Raw genomic sequence first — 24,429 nt, 5'->3', positions numbered from 1 at the left:
CCCATGAAACACACGGCCGACAGCCGCATCGCCTACGTCAACGGCGCGTTCGTTCCCGCTGCGGAAGCACATATTTCCATCTTTGATCGCGGCTTTCTTTTCGGCGACGGGATTTATGAAGTCACGGCCGTTCTTGGCGGCAAACTGGTTGACAGCAAGCCTCACACCACGCGGCTGCAACGGTCGACGAATGAGATCGGCATCCGGATGGCGATCTCGCCCGAAGAGATCGAGCAGATTCAAAAGACCCTGATCGAGCGGAATGCGCTCGTCGAGGGCTTGATCTATCTGCAGATGACGCGCGGTGCCGAGGAACGGGACTTTCTGTTTTCAGATGACCTCGAACCGACCCTTATCATGTTCACCCAGGTCAAGAAGCTGATCGATTTGCCGGCTGTGAATACGGGGCTCGCGATCAAATCCGTCGACGACATGCGCTGGGCGCGCCGGGATATCAAGAGCACCTGCCTGTTGCCGCAGGTCCTGGCCAAGCGTATCGCCAAGGAAGCGGGCTGCCAGGAAGCATGGATGATCGAAGACGGACTGGTCACGGAAGGCGCATCCTCGACGGCCTATATCGTGACACCGGAAGGCTCGATCGTCACCCGTGCCAACAGCAGCAAGACGCTGCCGGGATGCACGCGTCTCGCTCTTCTGCAGCTGGCGCAGGAAACCGGCATGCGTATCGAGGAGCGCCCGTTCAGCCTCGCTGAGGCTCTTGCCGCCACCGAGGCGGGCATGAGCAGCGCATCCAACTTTGTTCTGCCGGTCACGACGATCGACGGCCTGCCCGTTGGCAACGGTACACCCGGCCCTGTCATGCGGCGGTTGCGTGAATTGTATATCGAGCACGCGTACAAGACGGCGGTCTGACCCTCGGCGCCGCGGATCTGCCTTTCCATATCGGCAAGGCGGATCGGACGGCGTCAGTGCGATGACGTCATTTCAGCGATGGCTTGCCAGACGCGGCGAACCACGGGCCGCCGGTTTTGCCGGGACCGGTAAAGCCGGATGTCGACGCTGATATCCCAGCTTGGATCGGCAGCCCGGACCAGCGCGCCCTGCGCGAGATCGGCTCGTGTCAGGCTCTCCGGTGCCCAGGCGACACCCCAGCCGGCAAGCGCCATGCCCGTCAGTCCGACGGCCATGCTGCCCTCATGCACAAGCGTGTAGTCCGGCTGCCGCCTGGCAAAGAGATCAGCCATCAGCTGGCCGAAGAACGAAGCCTTTTCATAGCTGATATAGGCGACCGGTTTCCCCTCGTGGCCAAGCGCGTGCAACGGCTCTCCGTCAGCGGCGGGTGCCGACACCGGAATGATATTTTCCGAACCGAGCAGCTGATACTCGAACTCCAGGGGATCGAGCAGCAACGGCACCGACGCGTGGGCATAGGTCAAAAGGAAATCACATTCGCCATCCACCAGGGAATTGGCGTTCTGTTCCATGATGCCGGAGTCCGGGCGCAACCGGGACAGGACCGGTCCGGTTTTGGTGTTCAGCGCCTTCAGCCATTCCGGGAAAAGGGTGAATGACAGGGTGTGCAGCGCCGTGAAGGTGATCGTGTGCGCATCGATCCCTTCGTCCACCTTGAATTTGCGCCGGGCCTGATGAAGCGTCTTCAACGCCTCCTGCGCGACGGGCACAAACTTGTCTCCCGCATCGGTCAGGCGGGACGGATAGGTCGCCCGGTCGATGAGGGTTGTTCCAAGCCAGGCCTCCAACTGCTTGATGCGGCGGCTGAAAGCGGACTGCGTGACATGTCTCTCATCGGCAGCTTTCGAAAAATTCAGCGTATTCGCCAGCGCGAGAAAGTCTTCGAGCCACTTGATTTCCAATGGGACGGTTCCTGCTTAAAAAACAAAAAGGCACCCGCGGTGGGCGGGCGCCTTCCCGTATTACGGAAAGCGATGCGGATTTCAAATCAAAATCAGCGTGCCAGCGTATATTCCATCATGCGGCTGCGGCTGAGAACCAGCTCGACTTTTCCATCGGCAAGGCAATGCAGGCAGATGCGCTTGCGCCAGGGTCCATCGATGAGAGTGAAGAGGAAACGGCCATTGCCCAGGGGAACCAATGGCATGGCATGGCGCGTCGGGCCGATCCCCATGCTTACCATGCCATCGCGGATATCGAAACGCGCCCCATATTCGGCAGCGACCCAATGGCCGTTGAGATCTGCGGATGCCAGTCCCGGCTTTACCGGCAGGAATCGCCGGTTGATATAACCCGCCTCGCCTTCCAGAGCCGTGCCGGTCCAGCGCAGCCGCATCGGCGAGGAAGCGGATCGCGATGAAAACCAGCCGTCGCCATCGTCATAGAGCGTGTCCTCGGCGTCGAGATAGGTGGCAATGCCGCCGGCCATTTCAATCCAGTACGGGCCGGTTTCCGTGACGTAGAGACCGTCGGGAATGGTACAGTTTGTCTGTGGCAGCGGCAGCCCCGTGAGGGCACCCATCGCGGCCAGGGCGATCTTGTAACCGTTGGTATCGTCGCGATTGGACACAACGACAAACCCGGTTCCCGCTTCCCCATCGAGAAGGAAATAGGATTTGTAACCGGGGTGAGAACCGCCATGGCCGACGAAGCGGCGCCCTGCCAGTTCCGACCAGCGCAGACCAAGTCCGTAGTCGGATGGGCGGCCATCGCCCATACAGCGGGTGGCGGAAAGTGTCGCGAGCAGGCCCGCATGGCGATCACCGCCTGCAAGCAAATGCTGCAGCCATACGGCAAGGCTGTTGCCGCTCCCCGTCAGACTGCCGGACGCGGAGATATGCAGGCCGGCAGCACTGAGCTGCCACGTTTCACCATCCTTGAAATAGCCCGGCACAAGACCGGAAACCGGGTCGTTCCACACTTCCGGTGCCTTGAGGAAGATACCCAGCGGACCGGCAATCTCATTCTGAACGAAAGCGTCGAAGGTCTTCCCCTTGCGTTCGAGAGCCGCTTCGACCAGACGATAACCGGTATTGGAGTACGAAACGTCCGTACCGGCATCGAAGTTCAGCCGTGTCAATGAACTGAGAAAATCCAGGAGCGGCTGTTTCTGTGTTTCCGTGTAAACGGACAGCCCGAGAAGCGTCAGGCATTCGCGCACATCCGGCAGACCGCCGCTCATGTCCAGGGCACGGCCAACGGTCACGTCGGCGAGCGGCGCCTGCAGCTCCGCAAGATGGTCACCGAGGCGATCATCCAGCGCGACAAGACCGGAGTTTTCAAGCACCATTGCCGAAAAAACATGCTTGGTCACCGAGGCGTAGCGCACCACGCTGTCTGCTGAAAACGCCGTGCCTGCCGCGAGGCTTTCCAAACCTCCGGCATAGGCGAAGCGGATGCCTTGCCTATCGAAACCGATGATGGCCCCGCCCGGCTCGTTGGCCGGCCATTGACTTGCAAAGTTTTCGGCACAGGCCGCAGCGGCCACCCAATTCAAACTGACGGACATCCTGTCCTCCGTTATGCCGGTTCTTCGAGATTGATGCTCAACGTGCGAAGCGCCGATGTATGCGCGTGTTTCGTGCGTCCTGCCCGCAGATCATCGGCGCTCAATTGCTCGACCATCTCGCCGTTCAGCATGACGCCAAGCTGCGGACACAGATGCGCGATGACCGCCAGATTGTGGCTGACGAGGACATAGGTCAAATTCCGCGCTTGCCGCAGATCCGCCAAGAGGTTGAGAATTTCCGCCTGCACCGACACGTCAAGCGCGCTGGTCGGTTCATCCAGCAGCAGGACCTGCGGTTCGGCAATCAGCGCGCGGGCAATGGCAACACGCTGGCGCTGGCCGCCGGAAAGCTGGTGCGGATAGCGAAAGCGCACGGTCTGCGGCAGGGCAACGTCCGAAAGTGCCTGCTTGATGCGTTTTTCAACGTCCGGCAGTTTGTGCACCAGAAGGAGTTCACTGAGAATCCGGTCGATAGTCTGGCGCGGGTGCAGCGAACCGAACGGATCCTGGAACACCATCTGCACCTGACGGAAAAAAGCCGGCGGACGCTTCAGCGGCGCATCCGTGCCGTCGAAGGCGACGCGCCCGCTCCAGTCTTCATTGAGACCGGCCATCGCGCGCAGAACCGTTGATTTGCCCGATCCGCTTTCCCCAACGATGCCGAAGCTGCCGCCCTTGGCAACATCAAAGGAAACGCCGCGGACAACTTCATGCGTGCCGAATGAGATTCTGAGTTGATCGACCTTGATCATGGGTTGAGCCACGCTGCATCGCGAGTGAGAACGGGAAGTCTTTCCTTGGGGTGCATCAGCGACGGCATGCAATTCAGCAGGCCCTTCGTATAGGGATGCTGTGCCTTGGCGAGCTCGGAAGCCTTGAGCTCTTCCACAACCCGGCCGGAATACATGACGGCAACCCTGTCGCAGAAATGCGAGACCAGCGGCAGGTCATGGCTGATCAGGATGAGGCCCATGCCCCGGCGCGACACCAGATCGTCAATGAGACGCAGGATTTCCGCCTGCACCGTTGCATCGAGTGCGCTGGTCGGCTCATCGGCGATCAGCAGTTCCGGATCGGGTGCCAGCATCATGGCGATCATGACGCGCTGTCCCATGCCGCCCGAAATCTCGTTGGGGTAAGCACCGGCCACCTTACGGGGGTCACGGATCATTACCTGATCCAGCAGTTCAATGGCGGCTTCCGCCGCTTCTTTCCGGCTGCCCTTCTTGTGGGTGCGCCATGATTCGGCAATCTGGCTGCCAACCGTCTTCACCGGATTGAGCGAATATTTCGGGTCCTGCAGAATGAACCCGGCGCGCTTTCCGCGAATCTGGCGCATGCCGCGCTCCGAAGCACCGAGAATATCGATGCCATCGAACGCAAGCCTGTCGGCTTCAATCCTGGCATTGCTTGGCAGAAGCTTCATCAGGGCGCGCGCCGTCAGGGACTTGCCCGAACCGCTTTCGCCGACGATGCCGAGTTTTTCGGTACCCAGCTGCATGGATACGCCGCGCACGGCCTCGAACCGGCTTGTTCGCGTTTCAAAGGCAATACGAAGGTTCTTGATATCGACCAGCATCCTGTTTCCTAATTCTGCTTCGGGTCGAGGACGTCTCGCAGGCCATCACCCAGGAAGTTGAAGGCGAGCGATACCATGAAGATCGCTATTCCCGGGATTGTCGCAACCCACCACTGTTCGAAGATGAAGCGTTTGGCCGTGGCAATCATCGCGCCCCATTCCGGGGACGGCGCCTGCGCGCCCATGCCGAGAAAACCGAGACTGGCCGCAGTGATGATGATCGAACTCATGTCGAGCGTGGTGCGCACGATCAGGCTCGGCACGCACAGCGGCGCGATATGGCGCAGCATGATGCGCCAGCGCGAGGCGCCGGTCAGGCGGTACGCGGCGACATAATCGGTGTTGCGGATCGTCATGGTTTCCGCCCGCGCGAGGCGCGCATAGGGCGGCCATGCGGTCAAGGCGATCGCCAGGATTGCACTTTCCACGCCGGGCTTCAGCGCAGCGACGAAGGCAAGAGCAAGAATGAGACGCGGAAACGCCAGAAACACGTCGGTGATCCGCATGAGCGCGGAATCGACCACACCGCCCATATATCCGGCAACACAGCCCACAGCCAGACCAATCGGCGCGACGACAGCTACCACCGACACCACCATTCCAAGGGTGACGCGGCCGCCGAACAGGATGCGCGACAGGATATCCCGCCCCAGTTCATCCGTTCCGAACCAATGCACAGCCGAGGGACGCGCCAATCTGTTGCCGAGATTTTGCAAGCTCGGATCATAGGGCGCGATCAAGGGAGCCAGCAGTGACAGCAGGGCGAACAGAAGAATGATGCCGAGGCCGATCATCGCCAGAGGATTGGACTTCAGGCTCAGCCAGATACGGTACCGGCGTCCCCAATTGGCTTGCGAGCGCGAGGCGGGGGTTTCATCCAGCGCCCAGTTACGAAAAGATGTCTGTATCATCGGACGCGTGGATCCAGCAGTTTGTATAAGATATCGGCGAGCAGGTTGAGGACGACATAGATCAGGCCGATCAGCAGCGTTGCGCCCACAACCGGGTTCATGTCCGCATTCATCAGCGAGATGGTCAGATATTGCCCAAGGCCCGGCCAGCTGAACACCGTTTCCGTCACAACAGCCCCTTCCAGCAAACCGGCATAGGTGAGCGCGAGAACCGTGACGAGCTGGACCGCGACGGTCGGAAAGGCATGTTTCCAGACAACGGCGGCGGCAGACAGCCCCTTGGCACGCGCGGTAATGACAAACTCGCCCTTGAGCGCATCCAGCATGAAGGCGCGGGTCATGCGCGTGATGTAGGCCATGCTGAAATAGGCGAGGATGCAGACGGGCTGGATCATGTGGATGAGCGCGTCATAAAGCGCATCCCAATCCCCGGCAATGATGGAGTCGATTGTCAGGATGCCGGTGACGTGCGGCACCATATCCTGAAAAATGATGTCCTGACGCCCCGGCCCCGGCGCAATGCCGAGCACGGCGTAAAACACCAGCAGCGAAATCATCGCCAGCACGAAAACCGGAACGGAATGGCCGGCGAGACAGATGACGCGGATGGTCTGGTCGACATAGCTTCCCTGCCGAACCGCGGCCCAGACGCCAAGCGGAATGCCGATCACGGCGGCAAGAATGAGCGCCGCGGTTGCCAGTTCCAGCGTGGCCGGGAAATAACGCGCGATATCGGTCGCCACAGGATTGCGGGTCAGGATGGATTTGCCGAGATCACCCTGAACGATCTGCGCGAGATAGTGGAGGAACTGGACCACCACCGGCTGATCCAGCCCCATTTCGATCCGCGCCCGGGCGATGACGGCCTCGGGCGCATTGTCGCCCACGGCGGCGATCACGGGATCGACCGGCATGACGCGGCCGATCATGAACGTGATCACCGTCAGCCCGAGCAGTGTCAGGAAGACACTGCCGAGAAGGCTGGACAGATTTTTTATCCGCGCGTTCAAGCCTTTGCGATCCCTGCATAGGAGTGGGAGTCAGACAATGTGCCAAGGCGCATGCCCGAAACAGCCTTGCGGCAGGCAGCCGTGGTTTTTGTCTGCAGCATCAGGGCAAAGGGGCTGTGCTCCATATGCGCCTTCTGCAAGGCTTCGTAGAGCTCGATGCGCTTCTGCGGATCCTTCTCGTCGCGGGCTTCCTCGGCCTTTTTGGTCATTTCCGCATCCTGCCAGGACGAGCGCCAGAGGAACGGCTTGGTCTTTGCATTGTCCGAGTTGTCGAGATTGATGTTGAAGACATCGGCATTGGCATGCGGATCGAAATAGTCCGAACCCCAGGCGGACAGTGCCATCTGATGTTCACGGGCACGCATTTTCGTCAGGACCTGGCGGTTCTCGGCCGCCTGCAGCTGAACGCGGATGCCGATTTCGGCAAGGTTCGCCTGAAGAGCCTGCGCAATATCCGGATAGGGCTGGGCCGAATAATGGTCCATGACGATATCAAAACCACCGGCAAGGCCCGCCTCGGCCATAAGTGCCTTGGCCTTTTCGACGTCCTTCTGGAAGGGTGTGTCGTTCACCGCGCCGGGAAAGCCCTCGGGCAGGAAGCTCTGATGGATTTTGTGCGTCAGCGGCACGATGTTCTGCTGGATGCCCTTGTAGTCGATCGCCCATTTGACCGCCTGCCAGACCTGCGGCTTGGCCAGATTCGGGTTCTTCTGGTTGAGCGAGATAAGGACCAGCGAAGCCACGCCCTTCTGCACCAGCGTATAGTTTTCGTCGCCCTGAAGCGTGCGCAGCTGCTCGGTCGTCAGGTTGCGCGCGATATCGGCATCGCCCTTCTGCAGCATCAGCAGCTGGGATGACGGATCGACCACATGGCGCAGGATGATGCGCTTGATGTTGCCCTTATAGGCGCCTTCCGGATTGACCTTGAGCGTGACGCTTTCGCTGGGCTTCCAGGCCATGAGCACCCACTCGCCCGAACCTGCGCTGTTCTTTTGCAGCCAGCCATTGCCGAAATCGTCGCCCGCCACGTTTTCCAGGACAATCTTCTTCTCGACGATGCTGCCGACGTTGGCCGACAGGCAATAGAGCAGGAAGGACAGGGAAACCGGCTTTTCAACGGTGATCTTCAATGTCGTGTCGTCAACGGCCTTGATCTGCTGCTCGACATTCTCGGCGGTAAAGCCGAACTGCGTGATGATGAACGCAGGTCCCTTGTTCATCTTGACGGCGCGCTGCAGGGAAAATGCCGCGTCTTCGGCCGTCACCGGCGCGCCGCTGGCAAACTTTGCACCCGCACGCATCTTGAACGTGAACACCTTGCCGTCGGCATCGGCCTCCCATGATTCGGCCAGGCCGCCATCGACCTGATCGGCATTTTCGAGATTGGGATGCACCAGCTTGTGATAGATATTGCCGGCAATCTCGCTGCCGACCGCCTCAAAGCTTTCATGCGGATCGAGGCTTGTCATGTTGTCGATCTGCTGCGCGACAACAAGGATGTCCTTCGGCGTATCGGCAAATGCCTGGGTCAGATTGACATAGGATAGAAACGGTATCGCTGCGCCGCCAATCAACAGATTGCGTCTTGAGATCATGGTGCGTGCCCCTTTGCTCATGGTTCTTTTGTTCCCGGACGCCGCCCCGCCGCAGACATCGTCTGACTGGCTCGCCGCCCAAATTTCTTGCGTGTCAATTTTTTAAGCAGGCTCTATCATGCTGGTCGAACGGGCGGCCAATGCCGATTTTGGCAGTACCTATGCACACTGTGCATGCGGCAGGAACAGAGGTACGGAACAGACGTGCCGATGCGTTGCGCGCATGGGCAGCGACCGAAAACGCATTTGCCATTTGCCGGTATTCGCGCCAAAGCTGGTGACAGCTTCGGGACTCGGCTCCCGCCACCGCAAAACGCACCAAGGTTTCCTGACCCATGACCAGCCATTCAATCGTCCCGGTTTTCGACGGGCACAACGATGTCCTGCTCCGCCTCTGGATGTCGACCGAACCGTCGCCGGAGAAGCGCTTCATCGAGGGGGAAAATGTGGGTCATATCGACCTGCCGCGCGCGAAAAAGGGCGGGCTGGCGGGAGGACTGTGCGCGATTTACGTTCCGACGCCATCGCCGCAGAAAAATACCAATGGCGATTACAACACGCCGGACATGGAAAGTGCGCTCAACACCACCCTGGCCATGGCCGCGCTTCTGACACGGATCGAACGGCAGGCGGAAGACCGCCTGCGCATCTGTCGGACGGCGGATGATATCCGCAATGCAATGAAAGACGGGGCGTTTGCCTCGGTACTCCATATCGAAGGCGCGGAAGCCATCGGACCCGACCTCGATGCACTCTACGTCCTGCATCAGGCGGGGTTGCGCACGCTCGGACCCGTGTGGAGCCGCAGCAATATTTTTGCCCATGGCGTGCCCTTCCGCTTTCCCAGTTCCCCGGATATCGGGCCGGGCCTGACCGACCATGGCAAACAGCTGATCCGCACCTGCAATGAGCTGCGGATCATGGTTGATCTTTCCCACATGAACGAACAGGGCTTCTGGGACATTGCGGCCATATCGGACGCGCCGCTCGTGGCCTCGCATTCCAATGTGCATGCGCTGTGCACGCACAGCCGCAATCTGACGGACCGCCAGCTCGACGCGATCCGTGATACAGGCGGACTGGTCGGCCTGAACTTCGGCGTCCTGTTCCTGCGTCAGGACGGCGTGAGAAATCCCGACACGGATTTGAGTGAGCTGGTGCGGCATGTCGATTACATCGTCGATCGCATCGGGATCGATCATGTTGCACTCGGATCGGACTTCGATGGCACAACCATTCCAGCCGCCATGCGCGATGCCGGCGACCTGCAATTGCTGGTCGATGCCCTGCGCCAGGCGGGCTATGATGGGGAGGCGCTCGACAAGATCTGCCACGGCAACTGGATAAGCGTTCTCGAACGCACGTGGACGAACTGACCGGAGTTTCGCCGGTCGGTTCTCTGCTTTTGTCTACATGGTGATTCTGGAGCAATGGGCCAGGGTAACGGCCCAGTCATCCGCCGTGCGGCTCCAGACACGGGTAAAGGCCAGTTTTTCAGAAAACTTTTCGCCGTAATAGGTTCCGGTAAACCTGACCCGCAACGAAACCAGGACTGCATTGCCGAGCGGCCGGATGATGCTGTCGAGGACGTCGATCTGTTCGAGCGCCAGGACACCGCTGCGATGCGCTTCAAGGTCCTGCGCCTTTTCAATCCGGCGTCCCTGATGATCGATGAAAATGAGGTCGTTGGCCAGCAACACATCGAGCGCTTCAACGTCGCTGCGCAGCATCGCAGACCTCAGGCGTTCTTCGCACTGCTGAATGGCGGCTTCATCGGCTGTATCGAATGCAGTGGTCATCTCATCATCTCCTCCCCTTTTATTCCGTATCGGCCGAAACCACCGGAGGGCGTGGGCTCAACCGCAAACACGCATAAAGGCTATCCGTCATATCTGAACAAGGCAATAACCTCTAATTTTCTCCGGAACAAGTTGCGCCGTCGCTCCACTTTGACGCGGGCTCTTGTCAGAGCGCCGGGGCGGACAAATCGCCGAGAACTGTCGGGATCAGTTCGGAAACGGTGGGGTGGACAGGCACCGCCCATTTCAGCGTGGGATAGCCCACCTTGGCGCTCATCGCGTCGATGATGCCATGGATCGCCTCATCGCCGCCGGTACCCAGAATCGCCGCGCCCAAGATCTGCTGTGTCTGCGCATCGGCAACGATCTTCATGAAGCCCTGCGTTTCATCCTTCTCGACGGCTCGGCCAACCCGGGTCATGGGCCGCTTCGACACCAGAATGGGGCGGCCCGTTGCCCTGGCCTGGGTTTCGCTCATTCCCGCCCGGCCGAGCGGCGGGTCGATATAGAGCGCATAGCCGGGAACCCGATCGCTGACCTTGCGGCTCTCGCCATCCAGGAGGTTGGCCGCCACGATCTCATAATCATTATAGGCCGTGTGGGTGAATGCGCCCTGCCCGTTGCAGTCTCCAAGCGCCCAGACGCCGTCGGCACTCGTCGCCAGAAAATCATCGACCTTGATGTAACCCCGCTCGTCCATCTCGATGCCTGCCTTGTCCAGACCGAGATCGTCGGTGTTTGGGCGGCGGCCAATCGCCAGCAGCACATGCGAGCCGACCACGCTGCGCGCGCCGGAATCGCAATCGAGATGAACTTCCGTGCCGTCGGCATGCGGTTTGAACGCGATGCAATTGGCATCGAGACGGCATGTGATGCCTTCATTGTCCAGGATGGACCTGATCGCCTCGGACACATCGGCGTCTTCGCGTCCAACCAGCCGGGGACCTTTCTCAACGACAGTGACCTGCGATCCGAAGCGCCGGTACATCTGCGCAAATTCGAGGCCGATATAGCTGCCGCCAACCACCACCAGATGCCGAGGCAAGGTATCGAGCTGCATCATGGTCGTATTGGTGAGATACTCCACATCCCGAATACCTGGCATGTCCGGAATGTTGGCGCGCCCGCCCACATTGATGAAAATGCGCGGCGCCTGAAAAAGCACTCCGTCGACAGCAATCGTATGAGCGTCGACGAACCGGGCATGCCCCTCGACGACCCGGCAATTGCGCATGCCGCGCAACCAGGTCTCGACACCCGTACGGGCATTGAACGAAACTGTATCGGCCCGCTGCCGCACCCGCTTCATGTCGACGCGAATGGGCTGTTCTATCACAAGGCCATAATCAGCGCCGCGCCGGGCAATGTGCGCCGCATAGGCGCTGGCAACCATCGTCTTCGTCGGCATGCAGCCGGTATTGACGCAGGTGCCGCCAAACAGTTTTCGCTCGACAATCAGCACGCTCATGCCAGCCGCAGTCAGCCGGTCGGCGAGCGATGGACCCGCTTGCCCCGCCCCTATGATGATCGCGTCGAATGCGTGGCCCATGGCAATGCTCCAGTGTTAAGGGTGAGCGAGAGTAACAAGAGCGGCATTGGTTCGAAAGCCACGTCGTCTTTGAAAGCGGTACATCGACAGCCGACCGCAAGACCGGTAGAAGCAAACGATGAACTATCTGCGGCAAGCCACAGCCAGCCTTACTGTTTTCGCAACCGCAAGCGTGCGGGAACTCCGGTCGTTGGCAAGGCCCGGACCGCGGATGGTCGACGAGTTCGAGTGCGTCATATCCGTGCTGCTCGCCATCATCTTCGCGCACGTCCTTGGGGCGAAAAACGTCGGCTGGGCGGCGTTCAGCGGCTACATGGTGATGCGCTCGCATGTATCGGAAAGTCTCACCCGCGGCATTCTGCGCATTATCGGCACATCGGCGGGTGCGGGTGCCGCTTTGGCCCTGGCCCCGCTTGTCATCGGCAAGCCGTTCCTTCTCAGCCTGTCGCTTGTCATTATCGGCGGCGTCACCCTTTACTTCGCCCTCGTCGGAAAACGCAGCTATGCCTGGCTGTTCACCGGGCTGACATTCTGCATGGTACTGATCGACGGCATGAAACATCCATCGGAATCGGTGCTGCCGTTCGCCCAGTCGCGCCTTGTCGAAATCCTTGCCGGCACTCTCGCCTGCATTCTCGTCAGCGCAGTATCAACCTTCACCATCCGGCGCCGGCTGCCGCGGCAATCCCGGGAAACGCCCGCGCAGACCGCGATAAGACACTCTGTGATCTGGCACAGGGGCGCAGCAAAGCATGCGCTGCAAGCCGCCATCGCTCTGGGGCTGATTCCATGGATATGGCTGTGGACGGGCATCACCTCCCTTAGCCAGTCGAGCATTACCATCATGGCCGTGATGATGATTCCGGTGAGCAGTCTGGCCGCAAGCGTGCTGAACCCGATCACATCGCGGCTTGTGCTGCGCTTTGTCGGCTGCAGCGTCGGCGGCCTCATCGCCACGCTCATCCTGCTTGGCAGTCATCATTCGCCCGTCCTCATGACGCTTGGCGTGTGTATCGGTGTGCTTGTCGGGCGGCATATCGAAAACAGCAACTCCTCCATCAGCTATATCGGAACGCAGTTCGTCCTTGCCTTTCTTGTCGTCCTCGTGCCCGACACCTATACCAGTGCCGCGCTGGAACCCGGTATCGAACGGCTTGCGGGCATCCTGTTCGGCGTGGTCATCCTGGAGCCGGTTCTCCTTGCCTCCCACTATCTCTTCCGTGATCACACGCCGCGAAATGACGGTCCTGACATCAAGCAGCCATCATCAAACGAATAAATGCAGTGGCGAATGCGGATCATCTTTCTGCAATAAACTTTACGCGCGCAAATTTTTATATTGACACAGCAACATAAATTGAACATCCATGCGGCGGACGAAGGTGGGAGGAGCATCGGCCATCGCCAACGGACGAAGCACGGCAGAACGGCCATGCAGTATCCGGTTGTGTATCGCCAATGCCCATCTGCCGGCTTTCGAGAAAACAACTGTTCTGGAGGGAACAATGATCCGTACCCATTTCACCAAACTGCTGCTTGCTGGCGCCGCCGCACTGATGGCCACCGGCGCTTTTGCCGAAGGTATCGGCGCTTCGCTGCTCACCCAGCAGCATCCGTTCTATATCTCGCTTGCTTCGGCAATGACCGCGGAAGCCAAGGCGGAAAACCTGCCGCTTGAAATCGCGATTGCCAATCAGGACCTGAACAAGCAGCTCGCCGATGTGGAAGATTTCATCACCAAGGGCGTCAGCGTCATCATCATTTCGCCTGTGGACAGCACGGGCGTGAAATCCGCCATCGCCAAGGCGCAGAAGGCTGGCATCAAGGTGATCACCGTGGACGTTCCCGCCAAGGGCGTTGAAGTCACCTCGCATGTTGGCACCGACAACTATACCGGCGGCGTCAAGGCTGGCGAGCTGATGGCCAAGCAGATCGGCGACAAGGGCAATGTGGCTGTCATCGACTACCCGACGGTGCAGTCGGTGGTTGATCGCGTCGAAGGCTTCAAGAAGGCGATTGCCGCGCATCCCGATATCAAGATCGTCTCCATCCAGACCGGCATCACCCGTCCCGAGGCGCTTGCCGCCGCCCAGAACATCCTGCAGGCGAACCCCGATGTCGTCGGCATCTTCGGCTTCGGCGACGATGCGGCCCTTGCCGCTGCCTCGGCCGTCAAGTCGGCAAAGCTGCAGGATCAGGTCAAGGTCATCGGCTTCGACGGCATGGAAGAAGCCCGCAATGCGGTCAAGAACGATCCTGTCATGGTCGGCGTGATCGCACAGTATCCGGACCAGATGGGCAAGGTTGCGGTTGCGACCGCTGGCAAGGTCATCAAGGGCGAGACCGTTGACGCCAAGCAGCCGATCGTTCCGGGCGTTGTCACCAAGGCAGGCGAAGAAAAGTAACCCCCGCCAACGTCAACAATCAACAGTGCCACCCGCGCAGGACCGCCTCGCGGGTGGCAGTTCAGGAAGACCTCCGGTAAGGACTGTCATTCATGGCCGTTTCATCCAACGCACCCGTGCTTGAAATCAAGGACGTCGCCAAGACCTTCGGTCCCGTGACGGCACTCAAGCGCATGAACCTTTCCGTGCGGCCCGGGCGTGTGCACACGCTGCTGGGCGAGAACGGTGCCGGCAAATCCACGCTCATGAAAATTCTCGTCGGCCTGTTCCAGCCGACATCGGGCTCGATCACGCTGCGCGGCGAGCCCTATGCGCCGAAAAACCCTATCGAAGCAAAGGCACTGGGATTGAGCATCGTCTTCCAGGAGCTCAGCCTCTGCCGCAACCTGTCGGTTGCCGAAAACATTCTGGCGACGCATGAACCCAACCGGTTCGGCTTCATCAATGAACGCGATCTCAACGCACAGGCCGCGCAGATCGTCCAAGACCTCGGCCTGCCCGTCAATGTGCGCACCAAGGTCGGCGATCTGTCCATCGCCCAGCGCCAGCTGGTGGAAATCGCCAAGGGGCTCAGCCGTCCCGCCGACGTGGTCATCCTGGACGAGCCGACATCCTCGCTGTCCGACAGCGAAGCGGAAATCCTCTTCACCATCATCGAACGCCTGAAGGCCAAGGGAACGGCCATCATCTACATCTCGCACCGCATGGAGGAAATCATGCGGATTTCCGATGATATCACGGTGATCCGCGACGGTTCTTTTGTCGCGACAACGGAGAAGCAGAACACGAGCATCGAAGGCCTGATCGCCCTGATGGTCGGGCGGGAGATGAAGGACATTTATCCGCCGCGCCTTGTCGAACGCCCCTCATCTGCGGTGCCTCCGGTCCTTGCGGTTGAGAACCTGTCCGAAACAGGAAAATTCGAAAATGTCTCGCTGGACGTGCGGCCGGGCGAAGTCGTCGGTCTCTTCGGCCTGATCGGTTCCGGCCGCTCCGATGTGATGAAGGCCTTGTTCGGTTTCGGGCAACCGGCCGGAACGATCCGCCTCAACGGCAATCCCGTGCATCTGCGCTCCCCGGCCGATGCGATCCGTCACGGCATCGCCTTCGTGACGGAAAACCGCAAGGAAGAGGGACTGGTGCTGCAGCACAGCGTCGAGCGCAACATCAACATGGTCGCGCTGGGCCAACTGGCCGGACAGTTCGGCTTTACCCGCCCGGCCCGCGAACGGGCGGCGGCCAAGACGGAAGTCCTGCGCCTTGCCATCAAGACCGCCTCCATCGATACCCCTGCCGGCTCGCTCAGCGGCGGCAACCAGCAAAAGATCGTCATTGCCAAATGGCTCCAGACGCAGCCCAAAATACTCATTCTTGACGAACCGACACGCGGCGTTGATGTCGGTGCGAAATTCGAGATTTACCGCATCATCCGCGAGCTTGCCGCCGCCGGGACGGCGATCCTGATGGTATCGTCGGAATTGCCCGAAGTGCTCGGCCTCAGCGACCGGCTTGTCATCATGCACGACAAGCGCGTGGCAAAAACGCTGGATGCGCAGGGCCTCAGCCCCGAAACCGTTATGACCTATGCAGCAGGAATACACCAATGAGCAATTCGACCGAGACGAAGCAGGCGCTTCTGGCTTCCCCCCTCATCCGGCAATATGGTGGCATCGTCATCTCGCTGATCATCCTGTGCCTGGTCTTTTCCTCGATCAGCCCGCGGTTTCTCGCCTTCAACAATTTCATGAACATCATGCAGCAAGTGGCTGTGATTGCAGTTGCTGCCTATGGCATGACCTATGTGATACTGCTCGGCGACATTGATCTTTCCGTCGGCTCGATCATCGCGGTGGCGGGTATGGTCGCGGCACAGGCCTTTTCCATGGGTTTTGGCTTTGCGCCGACTGTGCTGATCACCCTGGCGGCCGGCGCCATCATGGGCGGGCTCAACGGCGTCCTGTCGGCAAAACTCATGCTGCCGTCCTTCATCGTCACGGTTGCGACCATGGGCATCTATCGCGGCGCTGTCAGCCTGCCGACCAACGGCGCGCCCGCTTCCATCGAGAATGAAACATGGCTGGCCATCGGCAGCGAAAGCTGGCTTGGCCTTCCCATCATCATCTGGATCGTCATTGCGCTCTTTGCCATCAACCACATCGTCCTCTCCCGCACGATCTTCGGCCGCCGCGCCTATCTGGCCGGCGGCAACCGCGAGGCGGCGATCTATTCCGGCATCCGCGTCGACCGGCTGAAGATCATCATCTTCATGATCTCAGGCGTCATGGCGGCGATCAGCGGCATCCTGCTGTCCTCGCGCCTTTCCTCGGCCCAGACCAATGCCGGCATGGGCTATGAACTCGACGCGATTGCCGCGGTCGTGCTCGGCGGCACCAGCCTTGCCGGCGGCGTCGGCACCATGGTCGGCACCATTCTCGGTGCGCTCATCATCGGCGTCATCAACAATGGCATGAACATGCTGGCCGTCCCCTATTTCTACCAGCTCATCTTCAAGGGCATCGTCATTCTCTTCGCCGTCTGGCTGGACGTGCGCAGCAAATCGATGCGGGCCTAATCCCGACCGGCAGGCCCGGGGAGGAACACGGCGAACGGTTCCTCCACCGTGCGTTTGAGATAGGCGAGATAGGACGCGTAGCTGCCGTGATCGGGCGCGATGCGCCCGAACTGCGCGTCCGGTATGGATGCCATCGGAATGAGAACGATAGGTGCGGAGATCGGCGTCAATTGCGCGCCGCGTCCCGCCTGCAATGTTGTCAGGATTCCGTACATTTCGCCCGTAATGGACGGGCGCGAAACGATGATCAGGCGCTGCTGGCCCGATGTATTGGTCGCGAGATAGATGTGGCCGGAGAGATTCGGGATCGCCACCGTACCTTGCTGGGTAAAGGCCGCATCGAGCCGTTCCTTTTCGATGAACCGCAGATTGGATGCGGCATCGTTCCAGCCGATCTCGGTGCAATAGGCAAAGATTGCCTTCGGATCACCGAAGGAAGGGCGCAACGTCAGATACCGGCCTTCAATCCACCCGGTTCCTGCACGGGAATAGGCGCCGAATTCCTCGCTGGCATGTCCACTGTTCACCGTAACCGGGCTATCGAGCAGGTCAGCCGCACGCAGGCGCATGCCAAGTGCTTCTTCAAGCCGAATGGTCGTGGCCAATGTAAACGGCCGGTGGCCGGAAAGCGCCTTTTCCAGGGTGGACAGGCTGATCTTCGCCTGGTCGGCCAGATACTGCCGCGAAACCCGGCGGCGGGCCATCTCCTCGCGGATCTTCGTGGCAACCGCCTGGTTCTGCCGCTCCGATAGCTGACTGTCGATATCCCCGGCCATACGCCCCGCTCCCGTCAAATCACGTACATTCCTTCACATATCCACACAAGGCCGTCAGGGGCAAGACATCTCGTGACGGGGCCGTGCGGAACATTCCCGAAGCTTACGCTGGCGGCAAAAAGGCCCATGTATGAAATGGGGAAAGCTTCCCGATGGGAGCACCAACAGGAGCTTTCCCGATGAAAACCGCAACCTTCCATACCCAGCAATCTCCTCGAGCGATGCCCCATTGGCTGCGCCGTACCTGCCAGGCACTCTGGTTGATCAACGTCGTTGGTCTGCCATTTATTGCGCTCGCCGTATTCTTTTTCAGCCTGGCGACGGCGCATGCCGAAACCGCCCGCTCGCCACTTGTCACCCTCGATGACGTCAAATCCGGCACGCTTCTGCTGAAGAGTTCGGAAGCCGGTCGCTACATCGAAGCGCCGCGTGTCGCCACGGATGTCGACATCGTCGTCAGCGGTCCGACGGCTCGCGCCCGCATCACCCAGATATTCACCAACCCGTCCAATGGCTGGGTCGAGGCGGTTTACGCCTATCCGCTGCCGGAAGACAGCGCCGTGCATGCCCTCAAAATGGTTGTCGGCAAGCGTGTGATCGTCGGTAACATCAAGGAAAAGAAGGAAGCCAAGGCCATCTATGAAACGGCGAAGGCAGCCGGCCAGAAAGCCAGCCTGGTTGAACAGCAGCGGCCGAACCTTTTCACCAATTCCGTCGCCAATATCGGCCCGCACGAACAGGTTGTTGTGCAGATCGACTATCAGGAGCCTGTGCGCCTGTCCGGCGATGAATTTTCCTTGCGCGTGCCGCTGGTTGTCGCGCCGCGCTACAATCCTGCACCGATCACGCAGACCGCCGACCTCGCGGCCGATGGTTCAGGCTGGGGCACCACAGCCGATCCTGTCCCCGATCGCAGCAAGATCACGCCACCCGTGCTTGATCCGCGCATCAACGCCCCGGTCAATCCGGTCAGCATCAAGGTCCGTCTGCAGGCTGGATTTGCCCTCGGCGAGGTGAAGAGCCATCACCATGCCATCAACACCGAAACCATCGACACCCAGACGCAGGTCATCTCGCTGGCGGGTGACAACCAAGCCGACCGTGACTTCGAACTGACCTGGAAACCGCAAAATGCCAAGGCACCCGCTGTCGGCCTGTTCCGCGAAACGGTCGGCAAACATGATTATGCCCTCGCCTATGTCACGCCGCCGGTTGTCGAACAGAAGCAGGAACAGCGCCCGCGCGAAATCGTCTTTGTCATCGACAACTCAGGCTCGATGGGTGGAACCTCGATGAATCAGGCCAAGGCCAGCCTTGACTATGCCTTGAGCCGCCTCAAGCCCGCCGACCGGTTCAACGTCATCCGCTTTGATGACACCATGACCGCGCTGTTCCAGGACACTGTTGCCGCCGACCGCGGAAATGTTGCCACGGCCCGCGAATTTGTCGGCGATCTCGAAGCATCCGGCGGCACGGAAATGCTTGCCCCGCTGGAAGCAGCCCTCAATGACCGGCGCCCCAATGATCAGTCCTTTGTCCGCCAGATCGTGTTCCTCACCGACGGCGCCATCGGCAACGAACAGCAACTGCTCGATACCATCGCCGCCAAGCTCGGCCGTTCGCGGGTCTTCATGGTCGGTATCGGCTCGGCTCCCAACAACTATCTGATGAACCGCGCCGCTGAACTTGGCCGAGGCACATTTACCTCCATCGGCTCAACAGATCAGGTGGACGAGCGCATGCGCAATCTCTTTGCCAAGCTGGAAAGTCCCATCATCACCAACCTCAGCGCCACCTTCTCCTCCGGCAATGCCGATGTAACACCGGCCATTCTGCCTGATCTCTATCGCGGCGAGCCGCTCGTCATTGCCGCCAAGCTCGGTTCGCTCTCCGGCATCCTGACAATCAAGGGCATGATCGGCACGCAGCCTTGGGAGGTCACGCTGCCGGTTGCCAAGGCCGCCGAAGGCGAAGGCCTGTCAAAACTCTGGGCCCGCCGCAAGATTTCCGATGCGGAAGTTGAAAGCACCCTCGGCAAGATCAGCCGTGACGAAGCCGACAAGCGCATTCTGAAACTCGCACTTGAAAACAGTCTCGTCTCGCGCCTGACCAGTCTGGTTGCCGTCGACACAAATCCAACACGGCCGCAGGACAAGCCGCTGAACCGCGCCGACGTTCCGCTCAATCTCCCGGCAGGCTGGGATTTCGACAAGGTGTTCGGTGAACAGGCAACACGCAAGGCCAGCCTCGACAATGGTCCGGACGTCCAGTTTGCCAAGCTGGCGGCAGGCAAGAAGCCGGTTGTCCAACAGGCTCCTGCCGATCAGCTTCCCCTGCCGCAGACGGCAACCGATGCGGAACTGCGCATGATCGCCGGGTTGATGCTGTTCCTCGCCAGCGCCGGGATGTTCTTCTTCAGCCGCAAGACAATGGGGAAAGCATGATGAGCATGATCCGCACACGGTACGGCGTCTCCAAGCAGAAAGGCAGGGCGGTTTTCCGCCCTGTCCTGCGGGCGGGAATGATCGTGATGGCTCTGGTCGGGCTGGTACTGGTCAGCCAAGGCCTGTGGATTCACGCGAAAGCCATGGTGGCGCAGGTGCTTCTGGACCGTGCCTTTACCCGGAGCATCGAAACCGGCCAGCCGGTCAAACCCTGGTCATGGGCGGATACCTGGCCGGTCGCACGGCTTGAATTCCCGCGTATCGGCGAAACCTCCATCGCCTTGCACGGCGCAAGCGGTCAGGCCTTGGCCTTCGGCCCGGGTCATGTGGACCGCAGTGCAGAAGCAGGCGAGGATGGCACCGCCGTCTATGCCGCACACCGCGATACGCATTTTGCCTTTCTGAAGGACGTGCAGATCGGCGATGCGGTCAAGATTACCCGGCGCGACGGCAAGGCGTTCATCTATCAGGTCACGGAAACATCGGTCGTCCGCTGGGATCAGTCCGGCATTGATACCAATGCCGCCGGCAAGAATCTGGTTCTTGCCACCTGCTGGCCTTTCGATGCTGCTACATCGGGACCGATGCGCTATCTGGTGAAAGCGCAGATGCTGGAATGAGATCAGCTGTCCAGTTCACCCCGCCGGATCAGTTCTTCCCTGATGAGCTTCTTGGCGATCTTGCCATAGGCGGATTTGGGCATATCCGGCCAGAAGACGAAACGCTTCGGCAGCTTGTAGCGCGCCATCTTGCCGTTCAGCCACGCCATGACGGCCTCGCCATCGGGGGCGCTGCCGGCGCGGGCAACACAGACCGCCAGCCCGACCTCGCCCCACACCGGATCGGGAATGCCAAGCACCGCCACTTCGCTGATATCCGGATGGGTCAGTATCTTTTCCTCGATCTCGCGCGGATAGACGTTGGAACCGCCGGAGATATACATGTCGGATGCCCGGCCGGTGATGTAGACGAAACCCGCCTCGTCCATGTGGCCGAGATCGCCAGTGCGGAACCAGCCATCGCGAAAGGCTTTCGCATTGGCTTCGGGGTTGTCGTAATAACCCGCAAATACCGCCGGCCCGATGACACAGATCTCGCCGGTTTCGCCTGGCAGAACCTCCTGGCCGGTGTCGTCCTGAATGGCGATCTGCATGCCGGTCCGCGCAAAGCCGCAGGTACCGATTCGTGCATCGGGACCATCCTGCGTCGTATGATAGGCAGGCGGCAGGACCGTGATGTTGCCGGTCACCTCGCCAAGACCGAAATACTGCACGAGCACCGGCCCAAGCGTCTTCAACGCATGGATCTGGTCGGTCCGGTACATGGGCGCACCGGCATAGATCACGTAGCGCAGGGAGGAGTGATCGCGCTCATGCACCGACGGGTGTTCCGTCAGCATTTTCAGGATCGTCGGCACCGTGAACATGTTGCTCACACGCCATTTCTCGACCAGCCTCCACGCTTCGGCAACGTCAAACTTCTCCGTCGGCAGCAGGATCGTCTTCGCACCGCGCGCCACTTGGGTCAGTTGGTGAATGCCCGCGCCATGCGACAGCGGCGCAACCACCAGCGAAGCATCTTTTTCCGTGGTGCCGGGCATGAGATCGCAGAGATGATTGGTGATGACGAAAGCCATCTGGCCATGGGTGAGGACAGCCGCCTTGGGCCGGCCCGTCGTCCCAGATGTAAAAAAGAACCAGCAGGGATCGTCGTGATCGACGGCGGCCGTTGCAACTTTCCGGCCGTCAAAGCGGGCGACGATGTCATCGTAATCGTCGCCGAAATCCGCCTTGCCGATGGCAATGACGAAAGCGAGATCGGGGTTCATGTCCCGGCTTGCCGCGACATGGTCGGGGAAGAGGTGACCGCAGATCATGCCCTTGGCTCCGCTCGCCTTGGCGAGATAGGCGACCTCATCCGGTGTCTGGCGGAAATTCGCCGGCACCCACACGGCGCCCAACTGGAAACAGGTGAACATGGATTCGAACATCTGGTTGCAGTTCTGCGACTGGATCAGAATGCGGTCGCCCTTGACGACACCGAATTCGCTCTGCAGTGCCGCAGCCATCGCATCGACACGCCGCTGCAGCACGCTCCAGCTCCAGCTTTTTTCACCCCAGACAAAACCTGTTTCCTCAGGCAGGCGGCGCGCGGTCTGCGCCAGGAAACCCGACAGGTTCATCACGCGTTTCGACATGGCCGTGATCAGGGCTGCGTCGGTGCTGCTCATGCTTTCATCCGTTCGGGTCTTGCTCTGGATTTCACACCGGCAGCCAAAGTCCGTTTCGGCCGGTCGTTGAGCGGCTGGAGATGGGCCAGCCGCGCCTCGATCTTTTTCGCCTCGATACGCATCAGCTCCGCCAGTTCCTGCTGGCGCGCCGGCTGCATACGGCTGTCGATGGCCGCGATGCTCAGCGCACCGGCGGCCCGCCCATCCGGAAAATGGATCGCAAGGCCGATGCCCCAGGAATTAGCAAGGATACGCCCAGGGTTGAGGGCAAAACCCTGTTCCCGCGTTGCCGCGATATCCTCCCTGATCTGCCACGGCGGAAGATTGGGGTAATCGGCAAGCAGCACCGCCTCGTTGGCGGCCAGGATGATATCGATCTCGTCATCCGGCATCGTTGCAAGGATAGCCAATGAACCGCCGCCGACGCCGAGAGGATGCCTGTACCCCGCCTGCAGCGCATGGGTGCGGATGGGATATGTGCCCTCCTCCCGGTGCAGGCACACCGCATAGGTCTCGCGCTGGATGGAGAGAAAACTGGTATCCTGCGTTTTGGCGGAGAGAATGCTGAGGCTGTCGCGCGTGATCTGCAACAGGCCGTAACGGCGGGTGGCGAGCGTTCCCAGCACATAGGCTTCCTGCCCGAGATAGTAGCGCCGGGTCTGCGTATCCTGTTCGACCAGCCCCGAGCGGATGAGTGCAAGCAGCAGACGCCGTGTCGTCGGCTTGTTGAGGCCGCCCTGCTCGACAATCTCACTCAGCGATCCGCCCTGATCGCCGAAATAGCTGACAAGACTGAGAAGACCCAGCGCCCTGTCGACACTTTGCGACCCGTTGAGACTGGCTGGTGCCGTCATCTTTTCTTCCATGCTCTCCCACGCGCATTTTGATCCATATTGTGGATCATTTTGTTGTTCTATTGAACTATGGCATAAAAAATATTGCAAGATGCCAGCATTTGTTTATTGTTTTATCCAATTCTAGGAGGAATTGCATTCTATAATATGGACCTATGATTTGAATCGGTGCGATGGAGGTTGCATTCGTTCAATGAGTTCCGGGGGAATGCGCCATGCTGTTCGGGAGGAAATCACATGAATAATCTGTCACGCCGCCAGGTCCTGGCCGGCACCGCTGCAACGCTCGTTGCCAGTCCATTCATCATGCGGCGTCCCGCCCATGCTGCCGAATTTTCCTATAAATACGCCAACAACCTGCCGGTGTCGCATCCGATGAACATCCGGGCGCAGGAAGCCGCCGACAAGATCAAGGCGGAGACCGGCGGACGCTTCGAACTGTCGATCTTCCCGTCGAGCCAGCTCGGTTCCGATACGGACACGCTCAGCCAGCTCCGTTCCGGCGCGGTGGAATTCTTCACGCTCTCCGGCCTGATCCTCTCGACACTCGTTCCGGCCGCGTCGATCAATGGCATCGGCTTTGCCTTCCCCGACAGCGCCACCGTCTGGAAGGCGATGGATGGCGATCTCGGCGCCCATGTGCGCAAGCAGATCGAGAAATCGAATCTCGTCGCCATGGAAAAGATCTGGGACAACGGCTTCCGCCACATCACATCGAGCACCAAGCCGATCACCACACCGGATGATCTGAAGAACTTCAAGATCCGTGTTCCGGTCAGCCCGTTGTGGACATCGATGTTCACCGCTTTCCAGTCATCACCCGCCAGCATCAACTTCAACGAAGTGTACTCCTCGCTGCAGACCAAAGTTGTCGAGGGCCAGGAAAACCCGCTCGCCATCATCTCGACGGCCAAGCTCTATGAAGTGCAGAAATACTGCTCGCTGACCAGCCATATGTGGGACGGCTTCTGGTTCCTGTCGAACCGCCGCGCCTGGGAAGCCTTGCCCGACGATATCAGAACCGTCGTTGCCAAGCACATCAACGCCGCCGGCCTTGCCGAACGCGACGATGTGGCCAAGCTCACCGAAACATTGCAGGCCGATTTGAAAACCAAGGGTCTTGAATTCAATACGCCGGACCCCGTGCCCTTCCGCGATGCCCTGCGCAAGGCAGGCTTCTACTCCGAATGGAAGGGCAAGTATGGCGAGGAGGCCTGGGGTCTTCTGGAAAAAGTCGTCGGCCAGCTGGCATAGGGGCGAACC

At 60.1% G+C, this 24,429-nt stretch carries 21 protein-coding genes; 9 read left to right on the top strand and 12 right to left on the bottom strand.

Annotated elements, in window-relative coordinates:
* Positions 1-3 precede the first annotated feature (3 nt).
* On the top strand, positions 4-873 hold the full coding sequence (locus tag ACP7B1_RS21730) for a D-amino-acid transaminase (RefSeq protein ID WP_346308492.1): 870 nt from the start codon (positions 4-6) through the stop codon (positions 871-873).
* A 53-nt stretch (positions 874-926) separates the two neighbouring features.
* Here ACP7B1_RS21730 and ACP7B1_RS21725 read toward each other — a convergent pair whose 3' ends face one another.
* The 7 genes from ACP7B1_RS21725 to ACP7B1_RS21695 form a co-directional block, all read right to left on the bottom strand.
* The gene (locus ACP7B1_RS21725; RefSeq protein WP_346308493.1) at positions 927-1,835 is read right to left on the bottom strand and encodes a LysR family transcriptional regulator; all 909 of its coding nucleotides are present in this window, start codon (positions 1,833-1,835) and stop codon (positions 927-929) included.
* Between the two features lie 92 nt (positions 1,836-1,927).
* Entirely contained in the window at positions 1,928-3,442 is a 1,515-nt protein-coding gene (locus ACP7B1_RS21720) for a serine hydrolase domain-containing protein (protein ID WP_346308494.1), read from the bottom strand.
* An 11-nt stretch (positions 3,443-3,453) separates the two neighbouring features.
* On the bottom strand, positions 3,454-4,194 hold the full coding sequence (locus ACP7B1_RS21715; RefSeq protein ID WP_346308495.1) for an ABC transporter ATP-binding protein: 741 nt from the start codon (positions 4,192-4,194) through the stop codon (positions 3,454-3,456).
* Positions 4,191-5,021: an ABC transporter ATP-binding protein gene (locus tag ACP7B1_RS21710; protein ID WP_426137249.1), complete on the bottom strand. Its 831-nt coding sequence runs from the start codon at positions 5,019-5,021 to the stop codon at positions 4,191-4,193. Before ACP7B1_RS21710 ends, ACP7B1_RS21715 begins: the two co-directional genes overlap by 4 nt.
* An 8-nt stretch (positions 5,022-5,029) precedes the next feature.
* Positions 5,030-5,932 (bottom strand): ABC transporter permease, encoded by a 903-nt coding sequence (locus tag ACP7B1_RS21705; protein WP_223614888.1) that lies wholly within the window; start codon positions 5,930-5,932, stop codon positions 5,030-5,032.
* Entirely contained in the window at positions 5,929-6,942 is a 1,014-nt protein-coding gene (locus ACP7B1_RS21700) for an ABC transporter permease (protein ID WP_346308497.1), read from the bottom strand. The genes ACP7B1_RS21705 and ACP7B1_RS21700 overlap by 4 nt, the downstream gene beginning before the upstream one ends.
* Complete coding sequence (locus ACP7B1_RS21695) at positions 6,939-8,537, bottom strand: ABC transporter substrate-binding protein (protein WP_346308512.1); 1,599 nt, start codon at positions 8,535-8,537, stop codon at positions 6,939-6,941. Before ACP7B1_RS21695 ends, ACP7B1_RS21700 begins: the two co-directional genes overlap by 4 nt.
* Before the next feature lie 335 nt (positions 8,538-8,872).
* Between ACP7B1_RS21695 and ACP7B1_RS21690 the strand changes: the two genes are divergently transcribed.
* A complete protein-coding gene (locus ACP7B1_RS21690) occupies positions 8,873-9,913 on the top strand; it encodes a dipeptidase (RefSeq protein ID WP_346308498.1) in 1,041 nt (346 codons plus the stop codon).
* Positions 9,914-9,946: 33 nt separating this feature from the next.
* Here ACP7B1_RS21690 and ACP7B1_RS21685 read toward each other — a convergent pair whose 3' ends face one another.
* On the bottom strand, positions 9,947-10,336 hold the full coding sequence (locus ACP7B1_RS21685; RefSeq protein WP_223614884.1) for a nuclear transport factor 2 family protein: 390 nt from the start codon (positions 10,334-10,336) through the stop codon (positions 9,947-9,949).
* A gap of 166 nt (positions 10,337-10,502) precedes the next feature.
* Positions 10,503-11,885 (bottom strand): FAD-containing oxidoreductase, encoded by a 1,383-nt coding sequence (locus tag ACP7B1_RS21680; protein ID WP_346308499.1) that lies wholly within the window; start codon positions 11,883-11,885, stop codon positions 10,503-10,505.
* A 118-nt stretch (positions 11,886-12,003) separates the two neighbouring features.
* Here ACP7B1_RS21680 and ACP7B1_RS21675 point away from each other — a divergent pair, with 118 nt between their 5' ends.
* The 4 genes from ACP7B1_RS21675 (at position 12,004) to ACP7B1_RS21660 (ending at position 16,862) form a co-directional block, all read left to right on the top strand.
* Positions 12,004-13,164: an FUSC family protein gene (locus ACP7B1_RS21675; protein ID WP_346308500.1), complete on the top strand. Its 1,161-nt coding sequence runs from the start codon at positions 12,004-12,006 to the stop codon at positions 13,162-13,164.
* 226 nt (positions 13,165-13,390) lie between these two features.
* Positions 13,391-14,290, top strand: coding sequence for a substrate-binding domain-containing protein (locus ACP7B1_RS21670; RefSeq protein WP_346308501.1), 900 nt, complete (start codon positions 13,391-13,393; stop codon positions 14,288-14,290).
* 92 nt (positions 14,291-14,382) lie between these two features.
* Entirely contained in the window at positions 14,383-15,897 is a 1,515-nt protein-coding gene (locus tag ACP7B1_RS21665; RefSeq protein WP_346308502.1) for a sugar ABC transporter ATP-binding protein, read from the top strand.
* Positions 15,894-16,862, top strand: a complete 969-nt coding sequence (locus ACP7B1_RS21660) for an ABC transporter permease (protein ID WP_223614879.1) — start codon at positions 15,894-15,896, stop codon at positions 16,860-16,862. The genes ACP7B1_RS21665 and ACP7B1_RS21660 overlap by 4 nt, the downstream gene beginning before the upstream one ends.
* Here ACP7B1_RS21660 and ACP7B1_RS21655 read toward each other — a convergent pair.
* The gene (locus ACP7B1_RS21655; RefSeq protein WP_346308503.1) at positions 16,859-17,638 is read right to left on the bottom strand and encodes a helix-turn-helix transcriptional regulator; all 780 of its coding nucleotides are present in this window, start codon (positions 17,636-17,638) and stop codon (positions 16,859-16,861) included. The genes ACP7B1_RS21660 and ACP7B1_RS21655 overlap by 4 nt on opposite strands.
* Before the next feature lie 221 nt (positions 17,639-17,859).
* Between ACP7B1_RS21655 and ACP7B1_RS21650 the strand changes: the two genes are divergently transcribed.
* Positions 17,860-20,082, top strand: coding sequence for a marine proteobacterial sortase target protein (locus tag ACP7B1_RS21650; RefSeq protein ID WP_426137253.1), 2,223 nt, complete (start codon positions 17,860-17,862; stop codon positions 20,080-20,082).
* Positions 20,082-20,702 carry a class GN sortase gene (locus ACP7B1_RS21645; protein WP_346308505.1) on the top strand — a complete coding sequence of 207 codons (621 nt, stop codon included), beginning with the start codon at positions 20,082-20,084 and terminating at the stop codon, positions 20,700-20,702. Before ACP7B1_RS21650 ends, ACP7B1_RS21645 begins: the two co-directional genes overlap by 1 nt.
* A 2-nt stretch (positions 20,703-20,704) precedes the next feature.
* On the opposite strand, the gene ACP7B1_RS21640 is transcribed toward ACP7B1_RS21645, so the two are convergent.
* Both ACP7B1_RS21640 and ACP7B1_RS21635 read right to left on the bottom strand, forming a co-directional pair.
* The gene (locus ACP7B1_RS21640) at positions 20,705-22,312 is read right to left on the bottom strand and encodes an acyl-CoA synthetase (RefSeq protein WP_346308506.1); all 1,608 of its coding nucleotides are present in this window, start codon (positions 22,310-22,312) and stop codon (positions 20,705-20,707) included.
* On the bottom strand, positions 22,309-23,166 hold the full coding sequence (locus ACP7B1_RS21635; RefSeq protein WP_346308507.1) for an IclR family transcriptional regulator: 858 nt from the start codon (positions 23,164-23,166) through the stop codon (positions 22,309-22,311). Before ACP7B1_RS21635 ends, ACP7B1_RS21640 begins: the two co-directional genes overlap by 4 nt.
* Positions 23,167-23,403: 237 nt before the next feature.
* Here ACP7B1_RS21635 and ACP7B1_RS21630 point away from each other — a divergent pair, with 237 nt between their 5' ends.
* Positions 23,404-24,420: a TRAP transporter substrate-binding protein gene (locus ACP7B1_RS21630; protein WP_288192232.1), complete on the top strand. Its 1,017-nt coding sequence runs from the start codon at positions 23,404-23,406 to the stop codon at positions 24,418-24,420.
* The last annotated feature ends 9 nt before the right edge of the window (positions 24,421-24,429 follow it).

Source organism: Phyllobacterium sp. SL163, assembly GCF_049896885.1.
GTDB classification, from domain to species: Bacteria; Pseudomonadota; Alphaproteobacteria; order Rhizobiales; family Rhizobiaceae; genus Phyllobacterium; species Phyllobacterium calauticae.
This window is presented reverse-complemented; position numbering and strand designations above follow the sequence as displayed.